This is a genomic window from Halomonas heilongjiangensis, from assembly GCF_002879645.1.
Classification (GTDB): Bacteria; Pseudomonadota; Gammaproteobacteria; order Pseudomonadales; family Halomonadaceae; genus Halomonas; species Halomonas heilongjiangensis.
Window position 1 is genome coordinate 1 of sequence record NZ_PNRE01000088.1, and the last position, 18540, is coordinate 18540.

Annotated in this window: 15 protein-coding genes and 1 pseudogene; 8 read left to right on the plus strand and 8 right to left on the minus strand. The window is 66.9% G+C overall.

Annotated features, from left to right (window positions below):
- The 5 genes and pseudogenes from C1H66_RS18775 to C1H66_RS18795 all read right to left on the minus strand — a co-directional run.
- Positions 1-366: pseudogene (locus C1H66_RS18775) on the minus strand (iron transporter); the annotation flags it as partial.
- On the minus strand, positions 363-770 hold the full coding sequence (locus C1H66_RS18780) for an ExbD/TolR family protein (protein WP_102629407.1): 408 nt from the start codon (positions 768-770) through the stop codon (positions 363-365). The gene C1H66_RS18780 and the pseudogene C1H66_RS18775, both read right to left, overlap by 4 nt.
- Positions 763-1296, minus strand: a complete 534-nt coding sequence (locus tag C1H66_RS18785; RefSeq protein ID WP_181423489.1) for a MotA/TolQ/ExbB proton channel family protein — start codon at positions 1294-1296, stop codon at positions 763-765. Before C1H66_RS18785 ends, C1H66_RS18780 begins: the two co-directional genes overlap by 8 nt.
- Entirely contained in the window at positions 1280-2647 is a 1368-nt protein-coding gene (locus tag C1H66_RS18790; RefSeq protein WP_102629426.1) for a MotA/TolQ/ExbB proton channel family protein, read from the minus strand. The genes C1H66_RS18785 and C1H66_RS18790 overlap by 17 nt, the downstream gene beginning before the upstream one ends.
- Before the next feature lie 2 nt (positions 2648-2649).
- On the minus strand, positions 2650-3417 hold the full coding sequence (locus tag C1H66_RS18795) for a DUF3450 domain-containing protein (RefSeq protein ID WP_306417704.1): 768 nt from the start codon (positions 3415-3417) through the stop codon (positions 2650-2652).
- 266 nt (positions 3418-3683) lie between these two features.
- Between C1H66_RS18795 and C1H66_RS18800 the strand changes: the two genes are divergently transcribed.
- The 8 genes from C1H66_RS18800 (at position 3684) to C1H66_RS18835 (ending at position 13758) form a co-directional block, all read left to right on the plus strand.
- Entirely contained in the window at positions 3684-5795 is a 2112-nt protein-coding gene (locus tag C1H66_RS18800) for a TonB-dependent receptor (protein ID WP_102629408.1), read from the plus strand.
- Positions 5796-5871: 76 nt separating this feature from the next.
- Complete coding sequence (locus tag C1H66_RS23560) at positions 5872-5973, plus strand: (2Fe-2S)-binding protein (RefSeq protein WP_102629409.1); 102 nt, start codon at positions 5872-5874, stop codon at positions 5971-5973.
- Between the two features lie 138 nt (positions 5974-6111).
- A complete protein-coding gene (locus C1H66_RS18810) occupies positions 6112-8244 on the plus strand; it encodes a TonB-dependent receptor (RefSeq protein ID WP_102629410.1) in 2133 nt (710 codons plus the stop codon).
- Positions 8245-8468: 224 nt separating this feature from the next.
- Positions 8469-9950, plus strand: coding sequence for a DHA2 family efflux MFS transporter permease subunit (locus tag C1H66_RS18815; protein ID WP_102629411.1), 1482 nt, complete (start codon positions 8469-8471; stop codon positions 9948-9950).
- On the plus strand, positions 9947-11029 hold the full coding sequence (locus C1H66_RS18820) for an ABC transporter substrate-binding protein (RefSeq protein WP_102629412.1): 1083 nt from the start codon (positions 9947-9949) through the stop codon (positions 11027-11029). Before C1H66_RS18815 ends, C1H66_RS18820 begins: the two co-directional genes overlap by 4 nt.
- On the plus strand, positions 11023-12021 hold the full coding sequence (locus C1H66_RS18825) for a FecCD family ABC transporter permease (protein WP_102629413.1): 999 nt from the start codon (positions 11023-11025) through the stop codon (positions 12019-12021). Before C1H66_RS18820 ends, C1H66_RS18825 begins: the two co-directional genes overlap by 7 nt.
- Before the next feature lie 2 nt (positions 12022-12023).
- Positions 12024-13070 (plus strand): FecCD family ABC transporter permease, encoded by a 1047-nt coding sequence (locus C1H66_RS18830; RefSeq protein ID WP_102629414.1) that lies wholly within the window; start codon positions 12024-12026, stop codon positions 13068-13070.
- Between the two features lie 64 nt (positions 13071-13134).
- Positions 13135-13758, plus strand: a complete 624-nt coding sequence (locus C1H66_RS18835) for an RraA family protein (protein WP_102629415.1) — start codon at positions 13135-13137, stop codon at positions 13756-13758.
- 80 nt (positions 13759-13838) lie between these two features.
- Here C1H66_RS18835 and C1H66_RS18840 read toward each other — a convergent pair whose 3' ends face one another.
- Genes C1H66_RS18840 through C1H66_RS18850 form a run of 3 tightly spaced genes read right to left on the minus strand, consistent with a single transcriptional unit; the run spans position 13839 to position 18531 of the window.
- The gene (locus tag C1H66_RS18840) at positions 13839-15842 is read right to left on the minus strand and encodes an IucA/IucC family protein (RefSeq protein ID WP_240618399.1); all 2004 of its coding nucleotides are present in this window, start codon (positions 15840-15842) and stop codon (positions 13839-13841) included.
- An 8-nt stretch (positions 15843-15850) separates the two neighbouring features.
- On the minus strand, positions 15851-16642 hold the full coding sequence (locus C1H66_RS18845) for an HpcH/HpaI aldolase family protein (RefSeq protein ID WP_102629416.1): 792 nt from the start codon (positions 16640-16642) through the stop codon (positions 15851-15853).
- Positions 16636-18531 carry an IucA/IucC family protein gene (locus tag C1H66_RS18850; RefSeq protein ID WP_102629417.1) on the minus strand — a complete coding sequence of 632 codons (1896 nt, stop codon included), beginning with the start codon at positions 18529-18531 and terminating at the stop codon, positions 16636-16638. Before C1H66_RS18850 ends, C1H66_RS18845 begins: the two co-directional genes overlap by 7 nt.
- Positions 18532-18540: the final 9 nt, after the last annotated feature.

The following is an 18540-nucleotide window of genomic DNA, read 5'->3' on the forward strand; positions in this document are numbered from 1 at the left end:
GGGTTCGGGCCGCGGCTCCGGCACCGCCTCGCTGAGTTCCGGCAGCGAATCATCGAGCGCCGGCGGCTCGGGCTCCGCTTCGGGGAGTTCCGGTTCGGGCAGGGAGAGGGCGCTGTCGGGCAGCGGCGCCGGCTCGGGGGGAGCCGGCGGAGGTGTCGGCTCCGGGGGAGGTTCGGGCGGTGCCTCGGCCGGCGCCTCCGTCTCGGGCTCGGCCGGCGAGTCGGCGGCATCGGCCAGGCTGAGCGGCATGGTCATCTCCAGCACCTCGATCTCCTCTTCCGGCGGCGCGACCAGCAGCGCCAGCAACCAGAACAGCAGCAGCGCCAGGGAGGTGCCGCCGAGTGCCGACAGCCCCCTGCGAATCATGAACCGCCCCGTGTCGCCGCGACGGCCATGTCTTCCACACCGGCCTGGCGGATGCGGTCCATCACCTCGATCAGCAGCCCGGTGGTGGCGTCGCGGTCGGCCTGGATGACCACGCCACCGCCCTCGCTGACCAGCTCGGCCACACGGCCGCCCACGCGGTGGGCGTCCACCGCCTCACCGTCGACCCACACCGCCCCTTCGGGGGTCAGCGCCACCATCACCTGGGCATCCGGCTGCGGCGTCGCGGCGCTGGACTCGGGACGCTCGATCTCCACCCCGCTCTCCTTGATGAAGCTGGTGGTGACGATGAAGAAGATCAGCATGATGAAGACGACGTCCAGCATCGGGGTCAGGTTGACCTCGCTGGCCTCGCCACTGTCGGCGGTGAGTCGGCGTCTACGCATCAGTTTCCTCCACGGCCCGGGCCAGGCGGTCGTGCAACCGCTGGTCCTCGCGCCGGATGATGTACTCCAGGCGGCTGGTGAAGAGCAGGCCCACCACCGCCACGGCCATGCCGGTCAGGGTCGGCAGGGTCGCCCGCGCCACGCCGTCGGCCATGGCCCGGGCCTGACTGGTCTCGCTCATGGCCAGGCCGTCGAACACGGCGATCATGCCGGTCACGGTGCCGAGCAGCCCCAGCAGCGGGCAGAGGGCCACCAGCAGCTTGAGCCAGGGCAGCGGGCGGCGCAGCCGGGCGATCAGCTCACGGGTCCAGACCTCGCGCAGGGTCCGCGCGCTCCAGGTCAGGTGGTCGTCGCGCGACACCCAGCGGCGAATCAGGGCGCGCCTGGCCCGCCGATAGGTGATGCGGAAGTACCAGATGCGCTCCAGTGCCAGGCTGAACAGCACCATGGCCACCAGGGCGATCACCACCAGGACCGAGCCACCCGCCTCGACCAGGCGCTGCAGGGGGTCAAGCCAGAGCGGCATCACGGGTATCGCTCCCCACGACCGCCGGCTTGCCGGCCACACGGTGCTCCAGATGTTCCGCCAGGGCGGCGCTGGCCTGCCCCTCGACCACGCCGGCCAGGTGGCGGCTGCGTCCCGCCAGGGCGGTATGGGCGAACAGCAGCGGTACGGCGGTGATCAGCCCCAGCACGGTGGTGACCAGCGCCTGGCTGATCCCGCCGGCCATCAGCTGCGGGTCTCCGGTGCCGAACACCGTGATCGCCTGGAAGGTCACGATCATGCCGGTGACGGTCCCCAGCAGGCCCAGCAGCGGCGCCACGGCGGCGAGCAGCTTGACCAGCGCCTGGCCGCGCTCGAGCCTCGGCTGCTCGGCCAGCACCGCCTCGTCGAGCCGGGCCTCCAGTGCCTCCGGCATCTGGCTGCCCTCGAGGGCGCGAAAGCGATCCAGTACCCGCCCCAACGGGTTGTCGCTGCGCAGTCGGCTCAGGTCACGCCGTTGACGCCGCACGGCCAGGCTGACCCGCAGCAGGTAGCCGTACTGGGCCAGCGCCACCAGCAGGCCGAAGGCCCCGAGCGCGACCACCACATAGCCGACGGCACCGCCCTGGTGAAAGCGCTCGACGAGATCCGGCCGCTGGGCCAGGGCCGCCACGATCCGACCGCCGGTCGGATCCAGGGCCAGCGATCGCGCCTCACCGGCGTGGAAGGCCGCCAGGGTCGTCGCCACCTCGCGCGGGGTACGCTCGACCACCGACAGCACCTCGTCGTCGGCACCGCGGCGCAGCAGTTCGCCCTCGGTGAAGGCGGCGAGGTCGCCCAGGCGTACCACCCCGCGAGGCCCGACCTCGCCGTCGGCCCCGGCCACCGGGGCCTCGACACGGACCACCCGGCCGGTTTCGGCGGTCAGCGCCATCAGACTGTCGGCGAACCCTTCGAGGTGTTCGAGCTCGAGCACCTCGACGTCGTCGAGCCGCGGCGGCAAGCCGCCCCCCCCGAGCGTGGACCAGCTGCCGGCCAGGGCATCGCGCAGCTCGCCACTGTGCCTGGCCAGCGCCGCCAGGATGCCCTCCAGGTCACTCCCCTGTTCCTGCTGGCGGGTGTCGAGGTCGGCCTGCCACGCCTCCTGATCGGCCTGCCGGGCCTCCAGCTCGCGGCTCCGCTGGCGGGCCGCATCACGGGCCTCGCGCGCCTCGCCCAGCGCCGCCTCCAGGGCCTCCCCATCCTCGAGCAGCGCGACCAGGCGGGCCTGGTCGCGCGCCTCGGCGGCCTCACGCTCGACGCGCAGCGTGGACAGCGCCTCGGTCTGGGCGAGGACCGACGTCGTCAGGCACAGCGACACACCGCACAGCAGCCCGCCGATCCATTGCCGCATGTTCATGAGCGCTCCTCCTCGGTCGGCGTCAGCGGTTGTGACACGGGCAGCTCGAGCAACTCCGGCGCCCGCTGATCGCGGGCGATACGCACCCCCTTGCGCACTTCACTGCGCTCCTCATCGTCGAGGGCTCGCCAGCGATGCTCATCGGCCAGCCAGACCCCACCGCCGCGCCCGTCCGGCGTCAGGTAGTAGAGTCCGATCCGTCCGAGGCGCAGGTAATCGACCTCACGCCGGGTCTCATCCCGTATCAGGTAGCCACGCCAGGTATCCAGCTCGCGTCCGTAGTCCAGCTCGGCACGCCAGGCGGCCAGGAGCCGCTCCAGGCGCTCGGCCTCCGGCAGCGCGGGGTCCTCCAGGCTGGCGACACGCGCCCGGCGCTCCTCCAGCAGGAACGGCAGGTCGTGCTCGACCCACTGGGCCAACCGTGCCTCCAGCCCCTCGGTCAGCGACGGCAGGGCGGCACGGGTGTTCGCCAGGGAGTCCAGCGCCGCCTGACGACGCGCGAGGGCCTCCTCCCGGCGCTCCAACTGTGGTGCAAGTTCGGCGTTGTGGACCTCGAGGCGCCGCGCCTCGGCCTCGAGCTCGCGCAGCGCCTGCAATCGCTCGCGCGCCTCATCATCGGCAGCGTCGATGCGCGCCTGCCATTCGGCCTGGGCACGCTGCGCCTGGGTCGCCTCCTCCAGCAGCGCCTCGTCGGCCACCGCCGGGGAGGTCGCGAGCAGCCAGATGGCCACGCCACGCAAGAGTGGATGTCGATACGTCACCACGACAGGACTCCTAGATCATCACGACACTTCGTTGGTTGGACGAACGGCTGGCCTGCAAGGCAAGCGGCCAAACGATGCCACCAATGAAAACAATTATCAATCATGGTGAAATTCCCTCGGTCGCCACCGGCCACCCGACCAGGGGGCCAGAGGCTTCTGTCTCACGCCATGAACGCAAATCAGTCTCATTGAGATTATTCTTCATGGTGCTATCCTTGCCCCGCGCTCGGCCAGAGCAAGTCACGCCATCCAGCAAGGGACCCACAATGAAGAAACGAGCCACTCTCGGTCTCGCCATGGTCGCCAGCTCGGCCACCATGGCCCTCCAGGCCCAGGACATGCAGGACACCATGGTGGTCGTGGGGTCACGCACACCGACCCAGATCAGCCAGATCCCAGGCGCGGTATGGGTGATCGAGAAGGAGGAGCTGCAGCAGCAGGTCGAAACCGGCGCCGATCTCAAGACCGCGCTGGGCAGGCTCGTGCCCGGCCTCGACATGGCCCCCCAGGGACGCACCAACCATGGCCAGAACCTGCGCGGACGCACCGTGCAGGTGCTGGTCGACGGGGTGTCGATGAACGGCTCGCGGGGCCTGTCCCGCCAGTTCGACGCCATCGATCCCTTCAACATCGAGCGCATCGAGGTGCTCTCCGGGGCCAGCAGCCTCTACGGCGGCGGCGCCACCGGCGGCATCATCAACATCGTCACCCGCAAGGGCCGGGCCGGCGGACCGGACTGGCGCACCGAGGCCGGGGTGACCACCGGCGTCAACCACAGCGACGATCTCGACAAGCGCATCGCGCAGTCGGTCAGCGGGGGCAACGACCGGGTGCAGGCCTATCTCGGCACCGCCTTCCAGGACAACGGCCGCCAGTTCGACGCCGGCGGCGACGAGATCTTCCCCGACATCGCCCAGACCGACCTGCAGGACAACCGCAGCATCGACGTGCTGGGCAACCTCACCTTCAACCTGGATGACGACCAGATCCTGGAACTCGGCGCCCAACTCTACCGGTCGGGCTACGAGGGCGACCGCGGGGTCTACTTCCCGCACCTCGCCGCCGACAGCCCCAGCCTGGAGGAGGCCGAGATCCGCGACGGCTATCGCTCCGACCGCGATCCGGCCACCGACCGCAAGATGGTCAACCTGCAGTACCATCACGGCGACCTGCTGGGCCAGAACTTCTACCTGCAGGCCTTCCATCGCCAGGAGGAGGCCAGCTTCCAGGCCTTCCCCTACCCCACGCCCGACTGGCAGACACCCGAGGCCTATGACTTCGCCGCGTCCAAGCAGAACACCCGACTCAGCGGCCTCAAGGCGCTGTTCGACGCCCGCTTGACCGACAGCGTCGGCCTCACCTACGGCCTGGATCTCGACCGTGAGAGCTTCGATGCCAGCCAGATGACCTTCGACCGGGCCGTGTCCGACGCGACCGGCGGCCTGGTACAGGAGCAGGCCAGCATCGCGCCACGCTATCCCGGCTACCGGGTCGACAGTCTCGCCGCCTTCGCCCAGACCGACTGGCAGGCGACCGACGCCCTCAAGCTCTCGGCCGGCATCCGTCGCCAGCACTCCGATGTCGAGGTCGACGACTTCAACGGCATCCCCGGCGGCGAGAACGACTACGACGCCACCCTGCTCAACGCCAGCGCGCTCTACGACTACGGCAACGGCCACCAGAACTGGCTGCGCTACAGCCAGGGGTTCGAGCTCCCCGACCCGGCCAAGTACTACGGCCGGCCGGGCATCAGCGTCGATGGGAACCCGCTCTCCGCCATCGAGACCGACCAGGTCGAGCTCGGCTGGCGCTACCGGGGCGGCGACTGGGTGGCCCAGGCGGCGGCCTACTACGCCTGGTCCGACAAGGCCCTGGAGATCAACAGCGGCGACCTGAGCGTCGACGTGATCGACGACAGCAAGCGCGACTACGGCCTCGAGGGCGCCCTGACCCGCTACTTCGACAATGGCGTCGAGGCCGGCGGCACCCTGCACCTGGTGCGCTCCGAGCGGGAGAACGACGCGGGCGAGTGGGAGAAGCGCGACGCCCGCGATGCCTCGCTCTCCTCGGCCACGGCCTTCGTCGGCTGGCGAGATCGGGTTCGTTCGGCGCGCCTGCAGGCCAACCATGCCTTCGACCTGGAAGATGACGCCGATCGCAAGATCGACGGCAATACCACCCTGGACCTGTCGCTCAGCCGGCAGACCGACGTCGGCACGTTCAGCCTCGGCGTGCAGAACCTGCTGGACGAGAGCTACTCCACCGTCTGGGGCCAGCGCGCGGCGATGTTCTACTCGCCCTACTACGGCCCGGAATACCTCTACGACTACCAGGGCCGCGGGCGTACCTACACCCTGACCTGGTCGATGGACTACTGACCGATGCCTTCGCCCCTGGATCGCCTCTATGTCGGCTCCCTGGCGGCCCTGACGCCTCCCGACGTCGCCACGCCGCATGCGGCGCCTCTACTGCCTGCGCTACCTGCTACCCGAGCTGGAACTGTGCGGCAACTGCCCGCTGACCCGACGCGACGAGGCCCCCCGAGCGGCCCAATGAGCGGAGAACGCCAGAGGCGACATAATTGATAATAATAATAATAAGAATTATCATTCGCTTAGTTTCGACTGACCGGTCCCGTCGCCTCGTCGAAGCCTCCAACGTTGAAGCCAACTCCAAGCAAGGGAACCACTCGAGATGTCCCATCCCGTCAAGCCGCGCATCGCCTGGCTCATTCCGGCAATGCTCGGCACCACCCTGCCGTCCCTGGCCATCGCCCAGTCCACCGACGACGTGACCTCGGCCTCACGCGACCTCTCGCCGCTGGTGGTGACTGCCACCCGCAACAAGAGCCAGGCCGGCCAGACCCCCCAGAAGGTCACGGTGATCACCCGCGAGCAGATCGAGCAGCAGCTGGCCATCACCAGCGATCCCGGCCAGGTGCTCAGCAACCTGATCCCGTCCTATTCCCCCAGTCGCCAGAAGCTCTCCAATGCCGGCGAGACCTTCCGCGGCCGTTCGCCGCTGTTCATGATCGATGGCGTCCCGCAGTCCAACCCGCTGCGTGACAGCGCCCGGGACAGCTACACCATCGACCTGTCCATGGTCGAGCGCATCGAGGTGATCCACGGCGCCAGTGCCGAGCACGGCCTGGGTGCCACCGGCGGCATCATCAACTACGTCACCAAGCGTGCCGACGCCGGTGAGCTCAACCAGCACGTCGGGGTGAGCCTGACCAGCGACGACGACTTCAAATCCGAGGGTTTCGGCCACAAGCTGGACTACCGCATCAGCGGCCAGAGTGGCGACTGGGATTACCTGGGCGCCGCCAGTCGCCAGGAGCGCGGCGTCTTCTTCGATGGCAACGACGAGATCGTCGGCATCGCCTACCCGGGGGAACTGCAGAACTCCACGAACTACGACCTCTTCGGCAAGCTCGGCTACTGGATCGATGACAATCAGAATCTCGAGTTCTCCCTCAACCATTTCGATCTGGAAGAGGGCGACGATTACGTGCCGGTGATCGGGGATCGCGCCGCGGGTATCCCGACCACCGCCCGCAAGGGCAATCCCGCTGGCGAACCCGGCTACAACGAGGTCACCACGGCACGGCTCGCCTACTCGCATGCCGACTGGTTCGGCAACGAGCTGGATGCCCAGGTCTACCGTCAGCGCTTCCGCGCCCAGTTCGCCACCACCCCCTTCTTCCCCTACCTGGATGGGGCGGGCAACCCCCAGTTCGACCAGACCCGCAACGAATCCGACAAGCTGGGTGGCAAGTTTTCCCTCAGCCGAGACGGCCTGCTCGACGACCGCCTGAAGCTGACCACCGGCATCGATGTGCTGCAGGACGAGACCCGGCAGATGCTGGTCCACACCGACCGCACCTACGTGCCCGAGACGCAGTTCCGCAACTATGCCGCCTTCCTGCAGGGCGACTTCAGCCTGACCGAGTCACTGAGCCTGCACTCGGGCGTACGGTATGAACACGCCGAGCTCGACGTCGATACCTTCTCGACCATCGACCGCAGCAATGTCACCCAGGACGACGTCACCGTCGACGGAGGCAAGCCCGACTTCGCTGAGACCCTCTACAACCTGGGGCTGGTCTACCAGGTCACCGACTGGGCCCAGCTCTACGCCAACTACTCTGAAGGCTTCGGCATGCCCGATGTGGGTCGGGTACTGCGCGGCATCGGGGAGCCCGGCCAGGACATCGATACCCTGCTGCAGCTGCAGCCGATCGTCACCGAGAACCGCGAGATCGGGGCACGCTTCGACTGGGACCGCTACGGTCTCGAGCTGAGCTACTACGAGTCGGATTCCGATTATGGCGAGCGTCTCACCGAAGAGAACGGCGTCTTCGTCGGCAGCCGCGAGAGGACCGAGATCCGGGGGGTGGAGGTCACCGGTGAAATGCGCCTCGGTGACGCCCACGACCTGCGACTCTCTTACACCCATGCCGAGGGCAAGTCGGATACCGATGGTGACGGCCGCGTCGACACCAAGCTTACCGGGCTCAACATCGCTCCGGACACCCTGCGCCTGGGCTGGAGCGCGGCCTGGAGCGACCGGCTCTCCTCGCACCTGCAGACCAGCTACTACTTCGACCGCAGCGTCGACGACCCCGACCTCGAATTCGACGGCCACACCCTGGTCGATGCCTCCCTGGCCTATCGCCTGCCGGTGGGAAGCCTCTCCTTCGGCATCGAGAACCTGACCGACGAGGATTACGTCACCTACTACTCCCAGGCGGCCCGGAACAGCGACGAATACTACTTCAAGGGTCGCGGTCGTACCCTGACCCTCGGCTACCAGTTGGAGTTCTGATCGCCTGCCCCAGCGGGGCCTGGCTGACTGTTTGACGGCGCCTGCGGGCGCCGTTCTTTGGGGGTATCGCATTTTGCCGAGGCGTCAGCGTCGTCCTGACCTGTCCGCAATTGATAACGCTTTGCATTAACTTTTGCATCATGTCATCATCCTGCCCCCATGGCGTGTTTCCCTGCGGCGCTCTGCCAGGCAAGCGCCTTCGGTGCCCCGCTGAGTGAGTGTCCATGCCGAATGCTTCCGCGCATGGCGGAAAGGTACTGATCAGCGTACTGCTGGGTACCTTTACCGTCAGCCTCAATAACAGCGCCCTGAACCTTGCCGTAGCCGAACTGATGGCTACCTTCCAGGCCAGTGCCACGGATGTCAGCTGGGTGGTGACCCTGTTCATGATCACCATGGGCATGACCATGCCACTGACCGGCTACCTGGCCGACAGGTTTGGCCGCAAGCGCATCTATCTGCTGGGCCTGTGGGGGTTTCTGGCAAGCTCCGCGCTCGGCGCCATGGCCCAGGAGCTTGCCGGAATCATCCTCGCGCGTGGGCTGCAGGGCATTGCGGCGGGGCTGATGATCCCCCTCTCCCTGTCTCTGATCTTCTCTGCCTACCCCAGCGACCAGAGAGGCCGTGCCAGCGGGATATGGGGCTTTGCCGTGATGATCGCACCGGCCATCGGCCCGAGTATCGGCGGGCTGTTGCTCGAGGTCAGCCATTGGCGTGCGCTGTTTCTGATGAACATGCCGTTTGCACTGCTGGGGCTGCTGTGTGGCTATCGCTATCTTTCGGCAGCCCCCTCCAACCACCAGCGTCAGTTTGATCTGCCTGGCTTCGTGCTTATCACCCTGGGCATGGGCACGGTGCTGTTCTCTCTCAGCCGGGTGGCAACGCTGACGGACCTCCTGCGCCTCCAGGCCGTTCTCCCGTTCACGGCCGGTATCCTGGCGCTGTTTCTCTTCGTGCGCGTCGAGCGACGCGCCCGGATGCCCTTGCTCGACCTTTCGCTGTTTTCCCACCAGGGATATCGCCTCAGCGTCATCCTGGCCTGCCTGCAGTCGATCATCCTGTTTGGCTGTATTCTGCTGGTGCCGCTATGGATGCAGAATGCATTAGGGTTCGGCCCGTTGACCACGGGCCTGGTGTTTCTGGCCACCGCCCTCGCCGCCGCCTCCTGCTCTCCCATAGCGGGACGCCTGATCGACCGTTACCCGCCGCAGTGGTGTATCGGCGTCGGGCTGATGATCACCATGGTCAGCCTGTCAGGACTCGGCACCCTGGCGGAGGCCACGCCGGTCTGGATGATCGGCGTCTGGATGGGCCTGCGTGGGATCGGCCTCGGCTGCGCCTATCTGCCTTCCACCACCGTGGGCATGAAGGACCTTCCCGAGCAGAGCGTCGCCCAGGCCTCGGCCATGAACAACATGTCTCGACGCCTGATGTCTTCGCTCGGCATCGTCGCGCTCTCCCTCTACTACGACTTGGCCGTGCAGGCCGCCCTGCATCGGGGGATGCCCTATACCGAAGCGAGCGCCTCCGCCCTCCACCATGCCTTCCTCGCCCTGGCGGCGATCGCCGTGCTCTGCCTGCCGCTGGCATGGCGGCTCGGCCGAGCCGTGACACGGCAAGGTTCAGCGTCGCCAAGCGAGGCGTCATCGCCCCCTCAAGCCCCCGAGCACCCTCTGCAGACAGCATCCGCCAGGAGGCCGGAATGAAGACTCGCCTCCCGACCCGACGCCTGTGGCTGACGGTGCTGCTAGTGGCCATCATGCCGCTGGGGGCTACCGCCCTCGCCGCCAACGACACCCAGGGCATGCGCATCGTCCCCAATGCGTTCGGCGACACGCTCATCCCCGCCACACCGCAGCGCGTCGTCACCCTTTACCAGGGCGCGACGGACAGCGCGGTGGCGCTCGGCATCACGCCTGTCGGCGTCGTCGACGCCTGGCTGGAGCTGCCCATGTATCGCTACTTGCGTGACGCGCTCGCCGGCGTGGAGCACGTCGGTCTGGAAACCCAGCCAAACCTGGAGAAGGTGGCCTGGCTGGCCCCTGACCTGATCGTCGCCACGCATTTTCGGCATGAGCGGGTCAGGCCGCTGCTGGAAAAGATATCGCCGACGGTCGCCACAGGCACCGTCTTCGACTTCAAGGCCACCCTGGCGCTGATGGCCGAGGCCACGGGCCGGGAGTCCCGCGCCCGCGAGTTGTTGCAGGAGTGGGACGACCGCGTGGCAGAGTTTCACCAGAGCGTCGCGGACAAGCTGGGCGACGGCTGGCCACAGAAGGCCGCGGTGGTCCGCTTCAAGAGTGACCATGTACGGATCTACTCCACGGGCTTTGCCGGCTCCATCCTGAGTGAGCTGGGATTCGAACAGCCGGACTCCCTGCACGACCAGGGCTGGGGCATGAAGCTGACCAGCGCGGAAAACATCCCGGTCATGAATGCCGATGTGATCTTCGTGCTCCTGGAGCCGGACGATCCCGCCATTGCGGACAACTACCGGCACTGGGCCTCTCACCCCCTCTGGCAGCGACTGGACGCCGTGCAGGATGAACGTGTCTTCGAAGTGGACGCGGTGGACTGGATCATGGGCGGCGGCATCCTGGCCGCCAATGGCATGCTCGATGATCTCTACGCCCATTTCGGACTCGATCCCCACCGCGGGCACGCGGCGCCTGCGCCAGGGACGCCAGCCAGGGCGACATCATCGGAAGCGGCGTCTACCGCTTCCTGCGCCGGTGAACCTTCCGCGGTTTCCCACGCTCGAGACGAGGAGCCAGCCGCATGCTGAGTGGCCGTCTTTCACGGGTCGCAGGGCTGCTGCTGGGCATGCTGCTGGTCGCGGCTGCCTTCGTGGCCAGTGTCATGCTGGGTACCACGGATATTGCCCTGCCCACCTTCCCCCAGGCGCTGATGCATTACGACCCGGCCCGGGTCGCGCATATCATCATTCGGACGGAGCGCCTGCCACGCGCGGTCATCGCCGCGCTGGTCGGCGCGAGCCTGGCCATCGCCGGCGCCCTGATGCAGACCATGACACGCAACCCGCTCGCCTCGCCGGGCATCCTGGGCATCAACGCGGGGGCCATGTTCTTCGTGGTGATCGCGGTATCGCTGCTGCCCCTTCACTCCCCCGCCGACTATGTCTGGGCGGCGCTGTTGGGTGCCCTGGTCGCGGCTTGCCTGGTGGTCGTGCTGAGTCGCGGTCGCCAGGGGGAGCTGTCGCCGCTGCGGGTCGTCCTGGCGGGCGTGGCCGTCACGGCCATGTTCGTCTCGTTCAGTCAGGGCCTGCTGATCATCGACCGGCAGAGCTTCGAGAGCGTGCTGTACTGGCTGGCGGGTTCCGTCTCCGGACGGGAGCTGTCCCTGGTGGTGCCGCTGCTGCCGCTCTTCGGCGGCGCCCTGCTGCTGTGTGCCCTGCTCGTCAGGCACGCCAATGCCCTGCTGCTGGGCGATGACATGGTCAAGGGCCTGGGCATGCGCGCCGGTACCATCAAGCTGTTGCTCGGCCTGGTGGTGATTCTTCTCGCCGGAAGTTCGGTCGCGCTCGCCGGCATGATCGGATTCGTCGGCCTCATCGTGCCGCACATGGCGCGGGGGATCTTCGGCGTCGACCACCGCTGGCTGCTGCCGGCCTGTGCCCTGCTGGGGGCGAGCCTGTTGCTGCTGGCCGATGTGGCATCGCGCTTCCTGATGCCTCCTCAGGATGTCCCGGTGGGGGTGATGACCGCCCTGATCGGCACGCCCTTCTTCATCTATCTGGCGCGCAGGATGCAGGCCTGACCATGACGTTATCCTTCCCGCTGAAACACCCGGGCGATCGCACCGTCGATGCCCACCAGGCCCGCCATCTGGGCATCACCGCCCTACTCGTGCTGGTGTTGCTCGCCAGCATGGGCCTGTCGCTCGCCCTCGGCAGTTTCCCCACCCCCTTCGGCCATGTGGTGAACGCGCTGGCCACCCCCCGGGACAGTGACATCGCCTTCATCGTCTGGGAGCTGCGCTTGCCGCGCATCGTGCTGGCCGTGCTGGTGGGAGCGGCCCTGGCCGTGGCCGGCGCCACCCTTCAGGGCATCGTGCGCAATCCGCTGGCCTCGCCGGACGTGATCGGTATCACCAGTGGTGCCGCCATGGCCGCCGTGACCTTCCTGGCGCTTTTCAGCACCCGCCTGAGTATCCATTGGTTGCCGGTCTCCGCGCTGATCGGCGCGCTGCTTTCCGCCATGCTGGTGTTCTGCCTGGCCTGGAAGCGTGGCATTGCGCCCTCGCGCATGGTGCTGGTCGGCATCGGGCTCTCCGCCGCGATGGGTGCCGTGACCACCCTGCTGATCGTGGTCAGCGATGATGCCGCCGCCATGTACGCCTATGTATGGCTGACGGGCAGCCTCTACGCCGCACAGTGGCAGGACGTGCTCGGCATGCTGCCCTGGCTGCTGGCGGCCGTTCCCCTGTGCCTGACCCAGGCACGGCACATGGATGCCATGGCGCTTGGTGACCAGGTGGCCCACGGCCTGGGCGTGAACGTATTGCGCAGCAGGCTGGTGCTGATGGCCTGCAGCGTGGCGCTGGCGGGCGCGGCGGTGGCCTTTGCCGGGGGGCTCAGCTTCGTGGGCCTGATCGCTCCCCATATCGCTGCCCGCCTCGTGGGACGGGGCTTTGCCAGGCTGGTGCCCGCCGCCGCCTTGCTAGGGGCCTTGATCGTGCTCTACGCCGACCTACTGGGCAGGGTGGCTTTCCTGCCCAAGGACCTGCCCGCCGGTATCTTCGTCTCGGGAGTGGGCGCGCCCTTCTTCGTCTATCTGCTGCATCGGACCCGCTACCGCCGTCACTGAATCGGCCCGGTCATCATCACTCACCCCTCATCACTAAAACCCAAGGCAAGAGCAGGGAAGGCCCATGTTCCATATCGTACCCCGCCTGGACACCTTCACGGCGCAGCAACGGCAACGCTATCGACGCCTGGCCACCTCCACCCTGGGGCATTTCACCGACTTCGGCGCCATTACCTGCCTCTCGCCCATCCAGCATCCTGTCCGGCTTCTCGGCACGGCATTGACGGTCAGGATTCCCCACGTCGACGGCAGCATCATCCGCGAGGCGCTGAAGATGGCCTGCCCGGGTGATGTGCTGGTGATCGATGTTTCCGGCGACCATCGTCGTGCCTGCTGGGGCGAGTTCCGAGCCTACGCGGCGCTGCGCAAGCAACTCGCAGGCGTTGTCACCAACGGTGCCATCACCGACCGGGAAGCCCTGTCCCGGCTGAACCTGCCCACCTACGCCCGGTCGACCAGCCCACTGACCACCAGGGCGCTGGAACTGGAAGGCGAGATCAACACCCCGGTCGCCATCGACGGCGTCACGATCAACCCGGGAGACCTGGTGGTGGGCGACGACGATGGGCTCTTTGTCATCCCGCCGCATCGCGCCGACGCCCTGGCCGACGCCGCGGAAGCCAAGCAGGCACAGGAGGAGGAAAGGCGAAACGCCCTCGAGGCAGAGTTCCCCGAGTGGTTTCGTTAGGAGGGAGTGACCCCATTGCCGGATAACGGATGGCTGGCACCTCCCTGTGCCAGCGTCACGCGAAGCAGCGTTGTCCCGAATCAAATGGCCAAGGCGCTAGTGTCCGTTTCGCGCGCCTTGCCGTCGTTTCCCAACTGCCGGAACGGATTACAGGTCGAACCGGTGCCGAAGGGCATGCTGCCCGGCCCGCCTGCACGCTCGATGATCGGCGCGATAAGACGCTTGTAGGGCCACTGCTCGCTCTCGAAAAACTGCGCCTTGAGCATCTCGCGATCACGACCGTCGAAGGGGATCGCGTCGATCCGGGCCTCGAGGCGAGCAGCCATCTCCTGCCAGAGGTCATGGGGCGACAACCTGTAGTAATCCGCCAGGGTGTCGATGATCGCCCGCAGATTGACCTGGATCCCCAGGGTTTGCAGCCAGAACAGCAGGGCTTCGAGACTGTCGTGATACAGGGTGTTGGAGTGGCCGGGCTTGATGCAATAGCACGGGTCCTGCATGTCATGCTGCTCCAGGCGCGCCACGGTGATCCTCAGGGAGTCATGGTCGCGCAGCAGCAGCCCGTGGCACTGGCCTTCCTTGAAGACCAGCACGGCATTCTGTCCATGCACTTCCGCCAGCATGCCGAGCCGCAGCATGCGCAGGTTGATCTCGAAGAAACCATCGCAGAGCTCGCCAAACAGCGCCCGCACCGAGGCGGGGCTGGCCGTCATGCCGCGTTGTGCCAGCCAGTCGTCGAACACATGATGTTCGCCTCCCGGCAGCGGCGTCCCCAGCGTGGCCATGGGCACCAGACGCACGCTCGGGTCGTTCAGCAGGGCGCCGGGATAGCTGCGCACCATGGCAGACAGATGCCGAGGGGCTTCGTCGAACAGTGTCGCATCCTCCGGCATATAGGCCCACCACTTGCCCTCGTCGCACAGATACAGCCCCTCGGCAAGCCTGGCATCCTTCTCCCTGGCCTGGTGCAGCAAGCGGGCGCTGAGATCGCCATTGAACATCTTGACCGCCGGCAGATAGCGAGAGGCGCCCAGGGAGTGGATGGCCATCGGTAGTTTCAGAAAATGCGGGCTCGCCGTGGTAGGGGCCAGCGAGCGCAGCGAGGATGTCGCGAGCCAGGGCTCTGTGACCGACGCCAGCGAGACACAGTCTCCCGTCGCGAAGGCCGCATGCAGCCAGTGGGGAAGCGCATGCTCGTGCTGCCAGGGGTGCACGGGAAGGGCGACGTGGGTCTGGGCTAGACCACGCGACGCCATCTCCCGCTCAAGCGCTTGGCGACCTTCGTCACCGGCGAGCCACTGCGCCGGCACCGGGCAATCCTCGCCAACGCCGGCGCCGGTCAACATCCGGTCACGCGGCATCGCGACCCAGCGCAGCGTGACGGGGGCGTTGAACTCGGCCATATAAGCACGATAGTCGTGCTCGCTGAGCCCCTGCTTGGCCTTCGCCGTCGGATGATAGGGGCGGTCGAGCAACGACGCCCACTGTTCCATGATCGCGAAGTGCTCGGCCGTGTCGCGACGCAGCAGGTCTCGTGTCTCCACCCGGTGCTCCACGGAACTGGCCGCCTGCCAGAGGCTGTCGGAAAGCGCCTCGAGAAACACTCTCTGTCCCTGCCCCAGAACCTGCTCGTCTTCTTCCGTCACGGCACCGAAGACACGGCGCATGAAGACGACGGGGTCGAGTGACGCCCACTCCCGGCTCTCGTGATACCTCACGATCACCGGTGTCTGAGGCACCTTTTCCCACGCCTGGGCAATACCGGGCCGCAACAGCATGGCGATGCTGTGATGCCGATCCTGCCGCCAGTGCCAGAACCGCTGCGAGGGATTGCCGCAGTGGGCCTGGAACACCGGCAGGCGGGTGAGCCAGTCATCGGCCTCGGTGGCGACCAGCCAGGCCGCGCCGAGGTCATCCAGCAGCCCCTCGACCAGCAGGCCATCCACCAGCGACTGCATGATCTGCGCCATGGCATGGCGCTGGGCGTCAAGAGGTTTCATGGTCGTGAACTCCGTAGACATGTCGATGCCGTTGAGCGAGCCGGCATCGCCCGCCCGCATGGAAGGAAAGATGAAATTCGCCATCGGTGAACTCATGAACGGGAGGCCTCGCGTCGTACCGGCGCTCTGGCCTCGCCGAGCGCCTTCTGCAAGGCGCGAAAGGCGATGCCCCTCTCGTCGCCCAGCATGAAGGTGCTCACCCCCCGCGCCTGCCACCTGGCCTTGGCGTCGGAATGACGCAGAAAGGCGCAATAGGGAATGCGATGCTCGCTCGCCGTGCGCTGAACATCCTCCAGGGCCTCGATGACGTCGGGGTGTCCGGTCTGCCAGGTCACGCCCAGGGACTGGGACAGATCCGCCGCCCCCTCCAGCACCATGTCGAGGCCCGACACCGCGCAAATCGCATCGATCCCCGCCACACCCTGGCGGCTCTCGATCATGGCGACCACCATGATCTCCCGGTTGGCCTGCACGACGTATTCCGCCAGGGAGGAGCTACCGAAGGATCCGGGACGCCCGGCATTGAGACTGCGCTCGCCTTCCGGGGCGTACTTGCACGCGGCCACGGCACGCTCGAGGGTCGCGGGGTCCTCCACGTTGGGAAGCACGATCCCCTGGGCGCCGCCGTCGAGCAGGCGCAGCAGGGTCTTGGGGTCGGCGTCCGCCACCCGCACCAGAGGCGTCAGTTGGTAGCTCTCGGCGGTACGGAGCATGTGCTCGACGGTTTCCGGATTGATCAGCACGTGTTCGGTATCGATCACCACAAAGTCAAAGCCCGCCTCCGCGATCAGCTCGATGGAGGCGGCCGTGGGCAGGGAGGCCATGACGCCGAGGACTTCCCTTCCGTCGGCCAGTGCCCGCTTCAGCCGGTTGGCTCTCAGCATGATGCCTCCTCGCCTGGCGCATGGACCGCCAGCGGGTTGGGGACGTGCTTGACCTGGGGGGCATCATCGCCAAAGAGGCGACGACGGGTCAGGGCTTCCACCTCCCACCGGGGAGCGAAGACATCGAAGCACCGGTAGCGCTTTGCATGCTGTGGATGAGAGCGCTGATAGGCCTTGATCTCCTCCGCCGTCATGGCCCAGAACCTTGGCTCATCCAGGCCGAAATGCCGCTGCAGGAAGATCGCCATCTCCGCCAGGGCGATAAAGAAGAAGGCATCGCAGGAGTAGTCACGAACCGCCTCCAGGTCATCGGTGACGATGAAGGAATTGCGATTGAGGGCGGCATGACGCGCAGGCACGGGCTCCAGGGCAGGCGCCAGCTCGGGCCGTGCCAGATGCGATGGACAAAAGCGCACGCCGTCATGGAGATCCTTCAATGCCACCCGGAGCGGCCAGCCATCTCGATGAATGACCACGATATTCTGGCCATGGGATTCCATCCCCACGCCCTCGGCGAACAGCAGGTGGATGATCGGCAAGGTGGCGACATGCACGAGCTGTCGGGTCCAGGCCTCCAGCCCATGGCGCTCCACCCAGGGCGCGATGAAGGGGACGGCGGGCGCCCCCTCGGCGTCTCGCGTGAACTGGCTCAACCCGTTGAAGGGCACGGCCTGCTCACCGTCCTGCAGGAACTCGCCGATGTTCTGTCGCCAGATGGCACCGACCTTGCCGTACACGTCGTCGTAGCGGGCGTCCGGGAAGGCACGCTCGTCCAGCGCCACGCCGGCCACCTCGCCGAGAATCACGAACCCCGCGGCCTTGGCCGTCGCGTCCGTGTCGATGAGCCGCTGGAGCCACTGGGTGATGATCGGCCCGTTGGTCACGGTGTGGCGCGCCAGAATGCGCGTGCTGGACGTATTGGTGATGCTCATCGCCAGCTTGAGATACGGCTTGCACGACTCCCGCGGGGCCAGGGTGCGAATCGACTGCTGCGCGGTATAGGTCGCCTCCCCCTCGCCCAGCAGGGCGATCTCGCCGCTGGCGAGCTCCGGGTACAGCACCGGGACCAGGGCGTTTTCCCACTGCCAGGGATGTACCGGCATCAGCACGACGTCGTCTCGCGCCAGTCGGCGCCGCGCGAGGTAGTCATCCAGACGCGCCAGCACGCGTGGACCGGCGTCCTCCGCCACCCGGTCGGCCAGCGCCAACCCACTGACGGCCCCCCGATGCGCCAGTCGTATCGGCACGGCAAGCCACCATACATGCAGCGGCTGACCGAACTCCGGTCCATAACGCTGATTGTCCTGCAAGGAGAAGCCCAGCCGCGACTTGTAGCAAGGGTGGTAGCTGTGCGCATCGGTGAAATACTGCTCCAAGGCATCGGCATCCAGCGTCTGCGGTGTCTCATGAAAGGGCACCGGCCAGGCGGATGACTGCACGTCCTTGATCAGGGTCTGCGTCAGTTCGTTGACGAAACCGGGCTGAACCGCGACATCACCCAGCGCCGCCTCGAGATCCTCGATAAACCGCTGCAGACTCACCGACGCCGACGTCTCCTCCGTGCCCTTGACCACGAGGGTGGAATGCTCGAGGCGAATCAGCTGAAAGCTGTGACATTGCCAGCCGCTCACCCGATAGCGGCGGTTTCCCAACGCCAGGGAGAATGTCGTCGCACCGGAGATACCGCTCTCCGGCTCGGGGACGGCGTCGTAGGGAAGCACGTCCTCGTAGAGCAGGGTCTGCAACAGCTGCCCGACGACTCGCTGCTCGATGCGGGCGTGATGCCGCCAGTGCCCCGAGGAGGCGAATGGCGTGGAGACGGCTACCAGGGCGTCGGGGCCGCCCTCTATTGCCGCGGCCGGCGGCAGAACACGTTCATGTGATGACATGATGTACCT

Coding starts and splice junctions, on each gene's coding strand:
- C1H66_RS18780 (WP_102629407.1), bottom strand. CDS start 770: ATGCGTAGACGCCGACTCACCGCCGACAGTGGCGAGGCCAGCGAGGTC.
- C1H66_RS18785 (WP_181423489.1), bottom strand. CDS start 1,296: ATGCCGCTCTGGCTTGACCCCCTGCAGCGCCTGGTCGAGGCGGGTGGC.
- C1H66_RS18790 (WP_102629426.1), bottom strand. CDS start 2,647: ATGCGGCAATGGATCGGCGGGCTGCTGTGCGGTGTGTCGCTGTGCCTG.
- C1H66_RS18800 (WP_102629408.1), top strand. CDS start 3,684: ATGAAGAAACGAGCCACTCTCGGTCTCGCCATGGTCGCCAGCTCGGCC.
- C1H66_RS23560 (WP_102629409.1), top strand. CDS start 5,872: ATGCGGCGCCTCTACTGCCTGCGCTACCTGCTACCCGAGCTGGAACTG.
- C1H66_RS18810 (WP_102629410.1), top strand. CDS start 6,112: ATGTCCCATCCCGTCAAGCCGCGCATCGCCTGGCTCATTCCGGCAATG.
- C1H66_RS18815 (WP_102629411.1), top strand. CDS start 8,469: ATGCCGAATGCTTCCGCGCATGGCGGAAAGGTACTGATCAGCGTACTG.
- C1H66_RS18820 (WP_102629412.1), top strand. CDS start 9,947: ATGAAGACTCGCCTCCCGACCCGACGCCTGTGGCTGACGGTGCTGCTA.
- C1H66_RS18825 (WP_102629413.1), top strand. CDS start 11,023: ATGCTGAGTGGCCGTCTTTCACGGGTCGCAGGGCTGCTGCTGGGCATG.
- C1H66_RS18830 (WP_102629414.1), top strand. CDS start 12,024: ATGACGTTATCCTTCCCGCTGAAACACCCGGGCGATCGCACCGTCGAT.
- C1H66_RS18835 (WP_102629415.1), top strand. CDS start 13,135: ATGTTCCATATCGTACCCCGCCTGGACACCTTCACGGCGCAGCAACGG.
- C1H66_RS18840 (WP_240618399.1), bottom strand. CDS start 15,842: ATGGCGAATTTCATCTTTCCTTCCATGCGGGCGGGCGATGCCGGCTCG.
- C1H66_RS18845 (WP_102629416.1), bottom strand. CDS start 16,642: ATGCTGAGAGCCAACCGGCTGAAGCGGGCACTGGCCGACGGAAGGGAA.
- C1H66_RS18850 (WP_102629417.1), bottom strand. CDS start 18,531: ATGTCATCACATGAACGTGTTCTGCCGCCGGCCGCGGCAATAGAGGGC.